The following is a 13,128-nucleotide window of genomic DNA, read 5'->3' on the forward strand; positions in this document are numbered from 1 at the left end:
ATGAGTAGTACTCCACAAGTTAGCGTTTGTATGATAACCTATGGTCATGAAGAATTTATTCTGCAAGCTATTGAAGGTGTTTTAATGCAAGAATGTGATTTTGTAATAGAACTTGTAATAGCTAATGATGCATCTCCTGATACTACAGATGAAATTATACAAGCTATTATTAAAAATCATCCTCGTGGCTCATGGATTAGATATACAAAGCATGAAAAAAATATAGGGATGATACCTAATTTTATTTTTGCTTTGAAAAAATGTAAAGGCAAATATATTGCGCTTTGTGATGGGGACGATTACTGGACTGATCCTTTGAAATTACAAAAACAAATTTGTTTTTTGGAAGCGAATGAGGATTATACTTTATGTTTTACAAGGTTTATTGTGAAAAATGGAAGTGTTTTTAGTGAGGATAAAAATGGACATTATTTTGGGAATCAATTAAATATAGTATTTGATTTTGAGAAATTTGTTAAGGGATGGTATGGAGGAATACCTACTTTAGTTTTTAGATCATCTTCTATTAATCAAGATGTATTTTTTAAATATAAATATTTTAGAGATATACATCTTATAACAGAACTTTTGATAAAAGGCAAGGGTATTTGCCTTAATTTTTTTACTGCTTTGTACCGTATCCATGATGGTGGTGTCCACTCTTCTGTTTCCGTATTGAACGGTAGTCGAATAGGGAGTTTATGTTATCAAGAAATTTATAATAAGCATAAAAACTTAACATTACTTAAAGTGAAATATCGAAATTTTCATGAGAATTATGTAAATGAATTAATAGTGCATAAGAAATATTTTAGTGCGGTTTCACAAATAATAAAATATGGATTAAAAATGGGAGATGTAAATTTTATAAAAAAAAACAGTTTTGAGTTAATTAAAAAAAAAATACTATTTATATTTTTTAAAAGAGTAACTCAAAAGAAATTAGGAATAAATGGTTTTCCTGGTTCAAACAATTATTGGGAAGCAAGATATAAAGAAAATAGAAATTCAGGTTCTGGAAGTTATGGTCGTTTAGCTGATTTTAAAGCAGAAATATTGAATGATTTTGTAATCAAGAATGGTATTCAGAGTGTAATAGAATATGGTTGTGGAGATGGAAATCAACTTGGTCTGGCTAATTACCCTAATTATATTGGTCTAGATGTTTCAGAAACTGCCATCTTGCTTTGTCAAAAAATTTTTAGCGGAGATAATACTAAGGAATTTTTTCTTATTGATGAGTTTAAAAATGAAAATATTAAAGCAGAACTTGCGCTTTCCCTAGATGTAATTTTTCATCTGATAGAAGATAAAGTATTTGAAAATTACATGAATGATTTATTTAATCATGCCATTAAATATGTGATTATTTATGCAAGTAATTATAATGATCATTTTGCGCCTCATGTAAAATGCAGAAAGTTTACTGACTGGATTGATAAAAATGTTTCCGAAAATTGGAAATTAAAGGAAGTTATTAATAACAAATTTCCATTTGAGAAAACAAAACCTGATACAACTTCAATGTCTGATTTTTATATATTTGAAAAGAAGAATTAAATAGAAATACTAAAAATTTAGAATAATTTTAATTATTAGCTTTTAAATAAAGGATGGATAAATTAGTTGTTTTTAAAACCAATGCCTTTCCCACCATATCAGAAACATTTATCGTTTCTAATATTGTTGAAACCATTAAAAAGGGATATGAAGTTAAAATAATTGTTGATACTATAAACCCAAAAACAAATACTGCACAGCCAGACTTGTTGGAACAATATGGTTTAATGGATAAAACAATAAAATTTAATCAGCCCGCACAAACACACACACGAAAAATAAAAGCATTGTATTTTTTGCTAAACCCTTTGTTGCTTTATTATTTTATAAAATATAGCATATATAAAGGAAAAAAATCATTTGATTATGTGTTCATTTTAAAATTTTATTGGAAATATAGAAGTGCAAAAGCTTATCATGTGCATTTTGCAACAGCCATCAATCCTCTATTTGATTTAAAGGAAATCGGATTTTTAAAGTCAAAAATACTGGTTACTTTTCATGGGTATGATGAACATGGTTTGCAGAAAGGGGCGTCATTAAATAACCTTATTTATAATTTTTATAATTATGTCGATAACATTACGACTAATACGAATTATTTAAAAAATAATTTAGTGGCAAAAGGGTTTGATATAAAAAAAATTAAAGTAGTACCTATTGGAATTGATAATAATTTTTTTAAAAATGATGCTATTAAAAACACAAAAAAACAGCTATTTAAAATAATAACAGTTGGACGTTTCGTCGAATTTAAAGGCCAGTCTTTTGGAATTAAGGCTGTTAAGTTATTAAAAGATAAAGGATATAAAATCTGTTATTCATTAGTTGGTTATGGAAAAGAATTAAACAACTTAGAACAGCTAGTTAAGGATTTAAATTTAGAGGATACAGTACATTTTATGGGTTCAAAAAACCAAACGGTGATAAAAAAAATGCTTAAAGAACACCAATTGTTTTTAATGACTTCTTCAAGAGACAAAACCGGAAGGCGAGAAACGTTTGGTGTCGTTTCATTAGAAGCACAAGCCATGGGATTACCGGTGATTGGTTTTCAATCAGGCGGTTTTCCGGAGACAGTGGTTGAAGGAGAAACGGGTTTTATTGTTGAAGATCAAAATGTTGCCGCAATGGCAAATGCCATCGAAAAATTAATGCTTGATGAGAATTTATTGCGCACGATGAGCGAAAAGGCAAAAAATCATATTTTGAACACTTATACCTTTGAAAAAACTACAGAGCAGTATTTGAAACTTTATAATTAACCTTTTAGTTTTAAATTATTTTTGTGCTTATCACGATAGATTATTCGGTAAACCCACGTTCTGGACTATAATTCGTTTGCAATTCAACTCGTATAGTTTTTTTTACGACATTTGAAAATTGAAGACTGTGTTTCATTACCAGGGATATTTTCTAAAGAACAATTTTTAGATTATTTGGCAACTTCGCGGGCCTTTGTTCAGCATTCGGTTACGGCACTTTCAGGTGAACAGGAGGGTACTCCTGTAGTGGTTTTAGAGGCGAGTACATCAGGAGTGCAGTAATTGAAACAATCCATGCCTGTATTCCTGATGTGATACTTATGGAGAAACAGGATTATTGGTTCCAGAGCATGATGTAGCAGCGATGGCTCAAAAAATGATATTTTTTTTAGAAAATAAAACAGTAGCTTCACAAATGGGAATAAAAGGAAAAGAAAGAATTAAAAACCATTTATTGACAATAGACATGTTATTAAGCAAAGTAATTCATGATAATGAATAATCCACTAGTTTCCATCATCATTCCTACTTATAATCGAGCGCATCTAATTAGTGAAACGCTGGATAGTGTCTTGGCACAAACTTATAAAAATTGGGAATGTATTATAGTTGATGATGGTTCTACAGATAATTCATCAGTGGTTATTGACGATTATGTTAAGAAGGATAATCGTTTTCAATACCATAATAGGCCTAAAAATAGAAACAAAGGAGCAAATGCTTGCCGAAATTATGGTTTTAGCATTAGTAAAGGGCAATTTGCATTGTTTTTTGATAGTGATGATATTTTAGATATTTCGATATTAAAATTATGTATTAATTTGTCAAATTCAATGTTTGATTTTATTTTTTATAATTATCAAGAATTTAGTGGAGATATTAAAAATATTACTTACTCTCAGTACAATAATTCGGTTAATCCATTATTGGATTATTTTTCTGGCAAAATAAATCTGGCAACTCCTTCTATTATTTGGAAACGCGAAATTATTAATGGGATACAATTTGACGAGAGCTTAAAAAAATCTCAAGAATTAAATTTTATTTTTAAAGTTTTTAAAAAGTATGGTTTTGGGGTTTTAAAAGGAATTTATCTTTGTGAGAATGGATTTCTTGTAAGAAAGCATGAGGATTCCATTGTTAATTCTTTCCATCAAGCGACTCCTGTTTTTTTATTATCGGATATTAGAGTAAGAAGCCAATTACTAAATTATTTTACAATTTTGGAATTTTTAGAAATACATTCCTTTAATAGACGTCTGTTAGAAAAATCATTAAGGTTATATTTCTATCATTCAAGTTATATTGATTTTATAAATATAATATTAAAATTAGACTGTAATTATAAATCTTTGTTGATTTTAAAAATTAGATTGCTGTGTTATAAAATTATTTATAAAATAACTGACCGAGATTATAGATTAAATAGTAGTATTAATGATTTGTTCAAAGAAGATTCTTATCTAAAAATAAACTAATGCTAACCATTATAATTCCCTATTATAAAATATCCTTTTTTGAGGAAGCTTTACAATCTTTAGCAAATCAAACAGATGAACGATTTAAAGTCTATATTGGTGACGATGCCAGTCCTGAAAATCCATCTGAGATTGTAGCAAAATACAAAGACCAATTGGATTTGGTTTATCATCGTTTTGAAACCAATTTGGGAGGGACTTCTTTGGTGCAACAATGGGAACGTTGTATTGCTTTGTCAGGAGATGGGGAGTGGATGATGATATTAGGGGATGATGATGTATTGAGTTCAAATTGTATCTCCGAATTTTATACTAACTTGCCTGAAATAAATGAAGTGAATTGTAATGTGGTTCGTTTTTCAACTGAAATCATTGATGAACAAAGTAAGTCTACTTCGATAAGGTATATTCATCCTAAAATAGAAAAAGCAACCGATTTTTTTTACAGACGATTTACCAATAAAACACGTAGTTCATTGTCGGAATATATTTTCAAGAGAAGTGCTTATAAAAAGTATGGTTTTTATGACTACAATTTAGCTTGGTATGCAGATGATAGAGCTTGGTTAGAATTTTCAGAATTCAAAAATATTTATACGATTAATACTGCCATTGTTCGTTTTAGATTGAGTAATGAAAATATCTCAAGAAATAATTATAAAACTAAAGAAAAAGAAGCGGTTCAATTACAGTTTTTTAAATTTATAGTCTCAAAAGCTTTAATGAAATTTAAACGAGATCAACAGAAACATTTTATGCTACATTATGAACAATTAATTTATAAAAATAAAAAAGTTAGTTTTTCTTTTTGGTTTTTTCTTTTGGGGTGCTTTATAAAATTTTTTTACTTCATTGAAGCTTTGAAATTTACAAGAAGAGTTTTTATCTATTTAAAAAAATAATGCAAAATAAACCGTTAATTTCAATCATCATTCCCGTTTATAATCGGGAAAAATTATTATCTGAAACACTAAATAGTCTTATTTCGCAGTCCTTTACCGATTGGGAATGTATATTAGTTGATGATAGAAGTACTGATGGTTCTTATCATGTGATGGAGCAATATGAAGAAAAAGACTATCGATTTAAAATTTTTAAAAGACCAGTTGTTATAAAAAAAGGAGCCAATGCTTGTCGGAATTATGGTTTTAAAAAGTCATTAGGGAGTTATATCAAGTGGTTTGATAGTGATGATATCATGTTGCCTAATCATTTGGAAAGAGCAGTTACTATTTTAGTCCAAAATAAACTAGACTTTGTTATTACTGATACGGTAAACTTTAATCATGAAACAAGAGAGATTACAAATAAACCATATTGTTTTGATAGAAATAAAGCATTAATAACCTCTCAAAATTTAGCATTAAATCACATAGGATGGATAACGGATGATTTTTTTGGTACTCGCAAAATAGTTGAAAATATTAGGTTTAATGAATTTATTGTTGATGGAGATGAGTATAATTTTTTTATAAAAATGTTACAACAACCCTTTAGAGGTGTTTTTGTAGATGAAGTATTAACTCATAGGCGTGTACATGCTGATTCAATATCTATAATCAATAGAGCGAATGATTTAGAATATTTAAAAATTTTAGCTACATTAAAATTTCAAACGGCTAAAGATTTAGTAGTTTATGAAAATAAAGAATTAATCTGTTGGTTTCTATCCGGATATATGCGTATTTCTTTTGATATTGCGTTAAAAAAGAAAATAATTCCATATAAAAAGGATGTATTTAAACTAATATGTAATTATTTTTCAATTCCGAAAGGTTTTATTTTTATATTGGCTTTATTTTTGGCTAAATATTTTAATAAAGGCTATAATATTATGAAGTATGCGAGAAGTTAAAGGTACTATTTTGCCTCTTGTTTCGGTAGTTATTCCGTGTTATAATGATGCTGAATTTATAGAGCAATCTATTAATTCTGCTTTAAATCAAACCTATTCTAATATTGAAGTAATAGTGGTTGATGATGGTTCAAATATAGAAACCAAAGTAGTTTTAAAAAAACTAGAACCTAAAATTACTAAATTAATCACACAAGAAAATCAAGGGCAAAGTACAGCCAGAAATGTAGGAATCATTGTCACTAAAGGGGAGTATGTTTTGGTATTGGATAGTGATGATTTTTTTGAACCCACTTTTTGTGAAAAAGCGATTGTTTATTTTGAAAATGACACAACGATTAAAATTATTACTTCTTATGTTAGTCGATTACAGTTAAACGGTCAAAATGATGTTTTTGAGCCTATTGGAGGCAATATTAAGAATTTTTTAAAATACAATTGCGCTACAGGTAGTGCTATGTTTAAAAAAAAGGATTGGGAACAGGTTAGAGGTTATGATGAAGATATGCGCCAAGGATTTGAAGATTGGGAATTTTATATTCGACTGCTGAAGGATGGGGGATACGCTTATATTATTCAAGAACCCCTTTTTAATTACAGGATTAAAGAAAATTCAACCACCACAAAAGCAAATAAGGGTAAGTATAACCTTTTGAAGTATATTTATACAAAACACCAAAAACTCTATAAAGAAAATTTTGAATTGCTTGTCAATCACTTATTACATCGAATTGAAAAGGAAGAAATTGAAAAAGTAAAAAATACTAAACGTATTGATTTTATAATTGGGAATTATTTTTTAATCCCATTTAGAAGTTTAAAAAATTTCTTTTTGAAATCTAGTAAGTAAATACTTAATAATCTTTTAAAATAAAAATGGAAATAAAAACGAGGCAAGATATAGGATTATTAACCACTGTAAATAATTTTGCCCTATACAAACAGACAGTTACGTCTTTTCCAGAACAATTTAAAACTTTTGTAATTGACGGATCAGAAGGTTTGTATGGATTGAACAGTTTTAAGTTTATGTTCAAAAAACTTAAAAATCAAAAATTAAAATGGTTGGTTCTGGTTGATGAAGATGTGGTTTTTGTTAATCCAGATGCCGTTCTAAATATTATAAAATCTTTAGAAAATAATCATGAAGATATTTGTGGTATTAGAGGTGGTGGCGTTTTATCGTGGAGAGATAAAAATCCACATCTATTAAATCCCTTTTTTTGCATTTTTAACTTAGAGAAAATTTATACAATATATAATGAAAAAGAGTTTTTAAGTCATCAATATATTATACCGGATGAATTTGATGATGACCTGTCAGCTTTGCCATTTAAGTTTAATAAAGAGTCACTTTTTGAAGAATATTATTGTTTTTTTTTGTGGTTGAGAAGAAATAATTTTAAGTTCAAGTTTTTGAATGCTCAGGGCAATGATTTTGAAAATGATTTAGAGACCACAAAGGTTTTTGATAGTAATAATAAAATATTATTATATCATACGTGGTATGCCAGATCCTATGGAAATAATAAATACCATACTGTAAGAATTGATAGAGTCATTAATGAAGGGAAGTTCATAAAGACATATTCTAATAGAACTATCATTTGGTATAAGAACTATCGTTTCTCAATATTGAAAGGCATTAAAAAGATATATAAGCCAATAATAAAATTTATAAAATGAATCAATTGCCAAAAGTAAGCATCTGTATGATTACCTATCGTCATGAACAATTCATTGAAGAGGCAATAAATAGCATTTTGATACAGGAATGTGATTTTGAAATCGAATTGATTTTGGCAAATGATTGTTCACCTGACGGGACAGATGAAGTGGTAAAAAAAATCATGGAGACACATCCTAGAGCAGGAGTGATTACTTATATAAAACACGAGGTAAACCAAGGTATGATGGCTAATTTTCTTTTTTCATTGCAACAATGTAAAGGAGAGTATGTGGCATTATGCGAAGGAGATGATTATTGGACTGATTCATTGAAATTGCAAAAACAAGTAGGTTTTTTGGATGCTAATCGTGATTATGTACTGTCATTTCATAATGCGACAATTATGAATAGCCATAGAAATGTTAGCGGCGTTTTCAATAAATTTTTAAAATCAGATTATACCCCCAATGAAATTTTAAAAAATTGGATAACCCCTACGGCAAGTATGGTTTTTAGAAATGTGATTACTGAATTTCCTTTGTTTTTAAAAGAAGCAACACATGGAGATCTTGCTTTACGAGTTTATTTGTGTGAGTTTGGGAAAGTAGGTGCCTTTAATGAAATGATGAGTGTCTATCGCATTAATGAACAAAGTATTACAGTTAAATTATATCAAGATTTAGAGAATATAAAAAAATTGATCAAGCAATTGGAACTTATGAAGTCATATTTTAAAGGGAAATATGATATTGAATTGCAAGAAAAAATATTTTTATTGAAATTAGATTGTGCTAATTGTTATAAAGGGAAAAATATAATAAAGCAAATTTTGTTGTTTTTTAGAACCATTATTTTAAATCCTAAATTGACTTTTAGTTTTCCAAAAAAAGTATGGACTTCAATAAAATCTATTGGAGTGTCATTTTTAGTTTTATTGAAATTAAAAAAATAAAGTAAAACTAAGATGAGTTTACATCCCACAGTAACTATAATCATGGCCACTTACAATAGAGCTCACTTTATTGAAGAGTCTTTGCTATCTATACTAAATCAGGCTTTTACTAATTGGGAATGTTTGATAATTGATGATGGTGGTACTGATAATACATCTGAAATTATTGCCCTTTTTTCGGAACATGATTCTCGATTTCAATTTTTAAAACGACCTGATAGCTATAAAAAAGGTTTGCCGGGTTGTAGAAATTATGGATTAGATTTAGCTCAAGGGGATTATGTAATTTTCTTTGATGATGATGATTTTGTGCATCCAGATAATTTAAAAATCTGTTTGAAGGAATTGGACGATTCTTTGAAAGATTTTTGTCATTATCAAAAATTATCATATTCAGATGTAAAACCAAAATTTAAGAATGCCATAGTAAAAGAACGAAAATCAATTGATAAAACAGCTATTGAGAAGGTGATTACCCAAGAAATTGGATTGGCTTCCTGTACGGTGCTGTGGAGAAAACATTGTTTTAATCAAGTTCGGTTTAATGAAAATCTTTTATATGCGGAAGAGTGGGAATGTTATTCTAAATTAATTACCCACAATTTCAATGGAGTAATAATTGATACGGTTTTATATTACAATAGAAAACATGCAGATTCCAATACAGCGGCGTTTTATAGCTGTAATCCAATAAGAATAGACTCAACAGTTCAAGCAATTTTGTTAGTTTTGCAAAATTTGAAAGAGAAAAAACTATTAACTTATTCTTTAAAGAAATATTTTATACTGAATTCAGTGAAATATAAAGAATACAACTTGTTTGACCAAATTTTAAAGGAATTGGAGTTGTCATTATTTGAAAAAATACAATGGCAGTTTTTTTATAAATTGATACCCTTGAGATTGTGCCTTTTTGGAATGTGGAATAGATTTAAAAAAGATCGTATAAAAAAATGAAAATCTTACTTTGTTTTGGCACTCGCCCAGAGGCTATTAAAATGGCACCGGTATATCACGCTTTAAAAGAGCAAAAAAGTTTTGAAGTACTTGTTTGTGTCACAGCGCAGCACCGGGAAATGTTGGATCAGGTATTGCATTTTTTTGAAATGGTTCCCGATTATGATTTGAATTTGATGCAAGCGAATCAGACCTTAAATCAATTAAGTGCTTCTATTTTATCAGCAATAGATGCGGTGCTACTGGATGCAAAACCTAATTTGGTTTTGGTTCACGGGGATACCACTACCGCTGCTATGGTAGCTTTAGCAGCTTTTCATTTGGGGATACAAGTAGGACATGTAGAGGCTGGATTGCGAAGTTTTAATAAACAAGCCCCTTTTCCCGAAGAAATCAACAGGCAATTTACCAGCAAAATTGCCGATATTCATTTTACCCCTACAACACTAGCTACTCAAAATTTATTAAACGAAGGAATAGCATCAAAAGATGTTTTTCAAACAGGCAATACCGTTATTGATGCTTTATTGTGGACTAGTGCCAAAATAAAGGAAGAACAGTATAGTCATCCAGAAATTGAAGTCTTAAAAAAAACGATTCCATTGCATAAGAAAATGGTTTTGGTTACGGGACATCGCAGGGAAAATTATGGTGAAGGCTTTGAAAATGTGTGTAGCGCCTTATTGACAATTGCAAAACGGGATGATGTAAGTATCGTTTATCCTGTACATCTGAATCCGAACGTGCAAGATGTTGTAAATCAAAAATTAGCCCATCAGGAAAATATTTATCTCATAGCACCGGTATCTTATCCTGCCTTTGTCTGGTTGATGCAGCACTCTTTTTTGATTCTCACCGATTCCGGCGGAATACAGGAAGAAGCACCAACTCTAGGGAAACCAGTCTTGGTTACACGAAGCGTTTCTGAAAGACCGGAAGGAATCGCAGCAGGTTTTTCTACTTTGGTAGGGACAGATAAAAATAAAATTATTGAGACAATCCATTCCATTTTAGATGATTTTACAGGTTTTGAGAAAATAACTAATCCTTATGGTGATGGCAATGCTGCTCAACAAATTGTTGATTCTTTAGTAAAAAAAGACAGATGAAAATATTGGTAGTTGTAGATTCTATTGACATTGAAGATAGTAGCGGATCCAAAGCTAATGTGGCCTTAATAAATAATCTAATCAAAGCGGGTTATGAAGTTCTGGTTTATCATTACACAAGGAAAGATATTCAGCTTTCAGGAGTTCGCTGTTTTTCGATACCAGAAATAAAATACAGCCCTCTGTATTTTATGAGTAGAGTTCAAAGAATCATACAAAGAAAGACTACTATTAATTTAGCTCTTTTTTTTGAAAAGAGATTCGGTTTTTCATTTACTTTTTTTAATGATACTCGCAGTATTGCAAATGCTATTAAAAAAATAACGTTTCAAACGGATTTAGTACTAACTTTAAGTAAAGGTGCGAGTTTCAGACCTCATTATGCTCTGCTTCAAATTCCGCAGTTACAGGACAAATGGATGGCATATATACATGATCCGTATCCTTTTTATTTTTATCCCAAACCTTATAAATGGTTAGAACCCAGTCATAAATTTAAAGAAGCTTTTTTTAAAGAAGTATCTCAAAAAGCTAAATACAGTGCTTTTCCAAGTCAGTTATTGCAGGAGTGGATGGGCGGATATTTCCCAGGTTTTTTAAAAACTGGAATTCTTGTTCCACATCAAAATGCAAAGGTCGAAGTACAGCATCCTGTATTGCCTTCTTATTTTGATGCTTCAAAATTTAATTTACTTCATGCAGGAAATTTGCTGGATGCTCGTTCCCCCAAAGGGCTTATAGAAGGGTTTAAATTGTTTTTGGAGCGAAACCCAATTGCGAAAGATGAGATTAGATTGTTGTTGATTGGTCCTTCTTCTCATTTTAGCAAAATTATTCAAGGCTATCAAAAAGAGATTCCGGAACTTATTGTTAAAAATGAAAATGTGAATTTTGATGCCGTATATCATATTCAAAAACAAGCCGCAGTAAATATTATTTTAGAGGCTAAATCAGAAATTAGTCCCTTTTTGCCTGCAAAGTTCGTTCATTGTGTCGAAGCCAATAAAATGATTTTATCATTGGCACCATCCAACAGTGAAGTCAGAAGGCTTTTAGGTGAAGACTATCCTTATTGGTCTGAGGTCGATGATGTTAAATCTATTGCCACAATTGTAGAAAAAATGTATTTGCTTTGGAAACAAAACCCAGAGAATCTACTATTGAACAGAATAGATTTGGAACAGTATCTTTCTGCGGAAAATTTAAAACAGACCATTGATAGATTGAATTTAACAAGTCCTAATTCCTAATCATTTTATGAAGATACGGCAAACAAAAAAACTAGCAGTTTTACTACCAACATATAATGCGGCTCCCTATTTGAAGGAAAGTATTGATTCGGTTTTGAATCAAACTTTCACTGATTTTGATTTGTTTGTGTATGATGACTGTTCAACGGATGCTACTGAAGAAATTATAAGTTCTTATAAGGATTCCCGAATTTTTTACATTAAAAATGAGAAGAATATCGGAGTGACCAAAACCTTAAACAAAGGCCTTGACTATTTGCTGCCTCATTATAAATATGTCGCCCGAATGGATGCTGATGATTGGTGTTTCTCTGAACGATTTGAAAAACAACTTTATTTTATGGATGAAAATCCGGAAGTTATAGTATGCGGAACACAAGGCTATTGGTTGAAAGACATGCAACAAAATCCTAGCGAAGGATGGACGTATCCTGTTAATTCAAGCTATATAAAATATTATTTGCTTTTTGGTGCTACTTTTGGACATTCTTCGGTTGTTTTACGAAGTCAAAAAATGATAGAATATAATCTTCGGTATGATGAAACCAAACTAAGTTGTCAGGATTGGGAGTTATGGTCCAGAATTTCAAAAGTTGGAATAATGGCTAATTTATCCGATTTTTTGATGAAGTATCGTATTCTTGAAAATAGTAATCATCGTTCTCTTGATAAAAATAATAAACATTTAGAATATAGATCAAGGATTATTTCAGGATATTGGGAATATTTTGGTTGTCCTTTTTCAGAGAAGGAAATTTATGCGTTTTATTTTGAAGAAAAAAAGCAGTCAAAGAGAATTTTTATGACTAATACCGCTAAATTAATAACTGCATTTAATGCTGTTTTTTATCAAAGTAAATCTGAACTTTCGTTTCAAGACCAAGGGTATTTTAGTTATATGTTAGCAAGAAGAATATTGAGTTATTGGAAACGTTCCGGAGTAAGTAGAAAGAATCTATTTATTTGGTTTTTTATTCTTAATAGGATTGAGTTTATGAGTAAAGTAAGATTAGTAAAAAGCATAATAAAATAA

At 29.8% G+C, this 13,128-nt stretch carries 13 protein-coding genes; all 13 read left to right on the top strand.

All coding sequences use genetic code 11. The features are described 5' to 3' along the window. The 13 genes from ACM55F_RS17160 (at position 1) to ACM55F_RS17220 (ending at position 13,128) form a co-directional block, all read left to right on the top strand. Entirely contained in the window at positions 1 to 1,560 is a 1,560-nt protein-coding gene (locus ACM55F_RS17160; RefSeq protein ID WP_416855044.1) for a glycosyltransferase, read from the top strand. Between the two features lie 53 nt (positions 1,561 to 1,613). Next, the gene (locus ACM55F_RS17165) at positions 1,614 to 2,825 is read left to right on the top strand and encodes a glycosyltransferase (RefSeq protein ID WP_416855045.1); all 1,212 of its coding nucleotides are present in this window, start codon (positions 1,614 to 1,616) and stop codon (positions 2,823 to 2,825) included. A 376-nt stretch (positions 2,826 to 3,201) separates the two neighbouring features. Beyond that, positions 3,202 to 3,327: a hypothetical protein gene (locus ACM55F_RS17170; protein ID WP_416855046.1), complete on the top strand. Its 126-nt coding sequence runs from the start codon at positions 3,202 to 3,204 to the stop codon at positions 3,325 to 3,327. Continuing rightward, entirely contained in the window at positions 3,320 to 4,303 is a 984-nt protein-coding gene (locus ACM55F_RS17175; protein ID WP_416855047.1) for a glycosyltransferase family 2 protein, read from the top strand. The genes ACM55F_RS17170 and ACM55F_RS17175 overlap by 8 nt, the downstream gene beginning before the upstream one ends. Further along, entirely contained in the window at positions 4,303 to 5,205 is a 903-nt protein-coding gene (locus tag ACM55F_RS17180; protein WP_416855048.1) for a glycosyltransferase family 2 protein, read from the top strand. Before ACM55F_RS17175 ends, ACM55F_RS17180 begins: the two co-directional genes overlap by 1 nt. Beyond that, positions 5,205 to 6,158, top strand: a complete 954-nt coding sequence (locus ACM55F_RS17185) for a glycosyltransferase family 2 protein (protein WP_416855049.1) — start codon at positions 5,205 to 5,207, stop codon at positions 6,156 to 6,158. The genes ACM55F_RS17180 and ACM55F_RS17185 overlap by 1 nt, the downstream gene beginning before the upstream one ends. Next, positions 6,145 to 7,008, top strand: a complete 864-nt coding sequence (locus tag ACM55F_RS17190) for a glycosyltransferase (protein ID WP_416855050.1) — start codon at positions 6,145 to 6,147, stop codon at positions 7,006 to 7,008. The genes ACM55F_RS17185 and ACM55F_RS17190 overlap by 14 nt, the downstream gene beginning before the upstream one ends. A 26-nt stretch (positions 7,009 to 7,034) precedes the next feature. Continuing rightward, on the top strand, positions 7,035 to 7,844 hold the full coding sequence (locus tag ACM55F_RS17195; protein WP_416855051.1) for a hypothetical protein: 810 nt from the start codon (positions 7,035 to 7,037) through the stop codon (positions 7,842 to 7,844). Then, positions 7,841 to 8,779: a glycosyltransferase family 2 protein gene (locus ACM55F_RS17200; protein WP_416855052.1), complete on the top strand. Its 939-nt coding sequence runs from the start codon at positions 7,841 to 7,843 to the stop codon at positions 8,777 to 8,779. The genes ACM55F_RS17195 and ACM55F_RS17200 overlap by 4 nt, the downstream gene beginning before the upstream one ends. A 12-nt stretch (positions 8,780 to 8,791) precedes the next feature. After that, positions 8,792 to 9,736: a glycosyltransferase family 2 protein gene (locus ACM55F_RS17205; protein ID WP_416855053.1), complete on the top strand. Its 945-nt coding sequence runs from the start codon at positions 8,792 to 8,794 to the stop codon at positions 9,734 to 9,736. Continuing rightward, positions 9,733 to 10,845, top strand: coding sequence for a non-hydrolyzing UDP-N-acetylglucosamine 2-epimerase (gene wecB, locus ACM55F_RS17210; RefSeq protein WP_416855054.1), 1,113 nt, complete (start codon positions 9,733 to 9,735; stop codon positions 10,843 to 10,845). The genes ACM55F_RS17205 and wecB overlap by 4 nt, the downstream gene beginning before the upstream one ends. Next, positions 10,842 to 12,095, top strand: a complete 1,254-nt coding sequence (locus ACM55F_RS17215) for a glycosyltransferase family protein (RefSeq protein ID WP_416855055.1) — start codon at positions 10,842 to 10,844, stop codon at positions 12,093 to 12,095. Before wecB ends, ACM55F_RS17215 begins: the two co-directional genes overlap by 4 nt. Positions 12,096 to 12,102: 7 nt before the next feature. Further along, positions 12,103 to 13,128, top strand: a complete 1,026-nt coding sequence (locus tag ACM55F_RS17220; RefSeq protein WP_416855056.1) for a glycosyltransferase family 2 protein — start codon at positions 12,103 to 12,105, stop codon at positions 13,126 to 13,128.

The sequence above is a fragment of the Flavobacterium melibiosi genome, from assembly GCF_048158545.1.
GTDB lineage: Bacteria > Bacteroidota > Bacteroidia > Flavobacteriales > Flavobacteriaceae > Flavobacterium > Flavobacterium melibiosi.

Coding starts and splice junctions, on each gene's coding strand:
- ACM55F_RS17160 (WP_416855044.1), top strand. CDS start 1: ATGAGTAGTACTCCACAAGTTAGCGTTTGTATGATAACCTATGGTCAT.
- ACM55F_RS17165 (WP_416855045.1), top strand. CDS start 1,614: ATGGATAAATTAGTTGTTTTTAAAACCAATGCCTTTCCCACCATATCA.
- ACM55F_RS17170 (WP_416855046.1), top strand. CDS start 3,202: ATGATATTTTTTTTAGAAAATAAAACAGTAGCTTCACAAATGGGAATA.
- ACM55F_RS17175 (WP_416855047.1), top strand. CDS start 3,320: ATGAATAATCCACTAGTTTCCATCATCATTCCTACTTATAATCGAGCG.
- ACM55F_RS17180 (WP_416855048.1), top strand. CDS start 4,303: ATGCTAACCATTATAATTCCCTATTATAAAATATCCTTTTTTGAGGAA.
- ACM55F_RS17185 (WP_416855049.1), top strand. CDS start 5,205: ATGCAAAATAAACCGTTAATTTCAATCATCATTCCCGTTTATAATCGG.
- ACM55F_RS17190 (WP_416855050.1), top strand. CDS start 6,145: ATGCGAGAAGTTAAAGGTACTATTTTGCCTCTTGTTTCGGTAGTTATT.
- ACM55F_RS17195 (WP_416855051.1), top strand. CDS start 7,035: ATGGAAATAAAAACGAGGCAAGATATAGGATTATTAACCACTGTAAAT.
- ACM55F_RS17200 (WP_416855052.1), top strand. CDS start 7,841: ATGAATCAATTGCCAAAAGTAAGCATCTGTATGATTACCTATCGTCAT.
- ACM55F_RS17205 (WP_416855053.1), top strand. CDS start 8,792: ATGAGTTTACATCCCACAGTAACTATAATCATGGCCACTTACAATAGA.
- wecB (WP_416855054.1), top strand. CDS start 9,733: ATGAAAATCTTACTTTGTTTTGGCACTCGCCCAGAGGCTATTAAAATG.
- ACM55F_RS17215 (WP_416855055.1), top strand. CDS start 10,842: ATGAAAATATTGGTAGTTGTAGATTCTATTGACATTGAAGATAGTAGC.
- ACM55F_RS17220 (WP_416855056.1), top strand. CDS start 12,103: ATGAAGATACGGCAAACAAAAAAACTAGCAGTTTTACTACCAACATAT.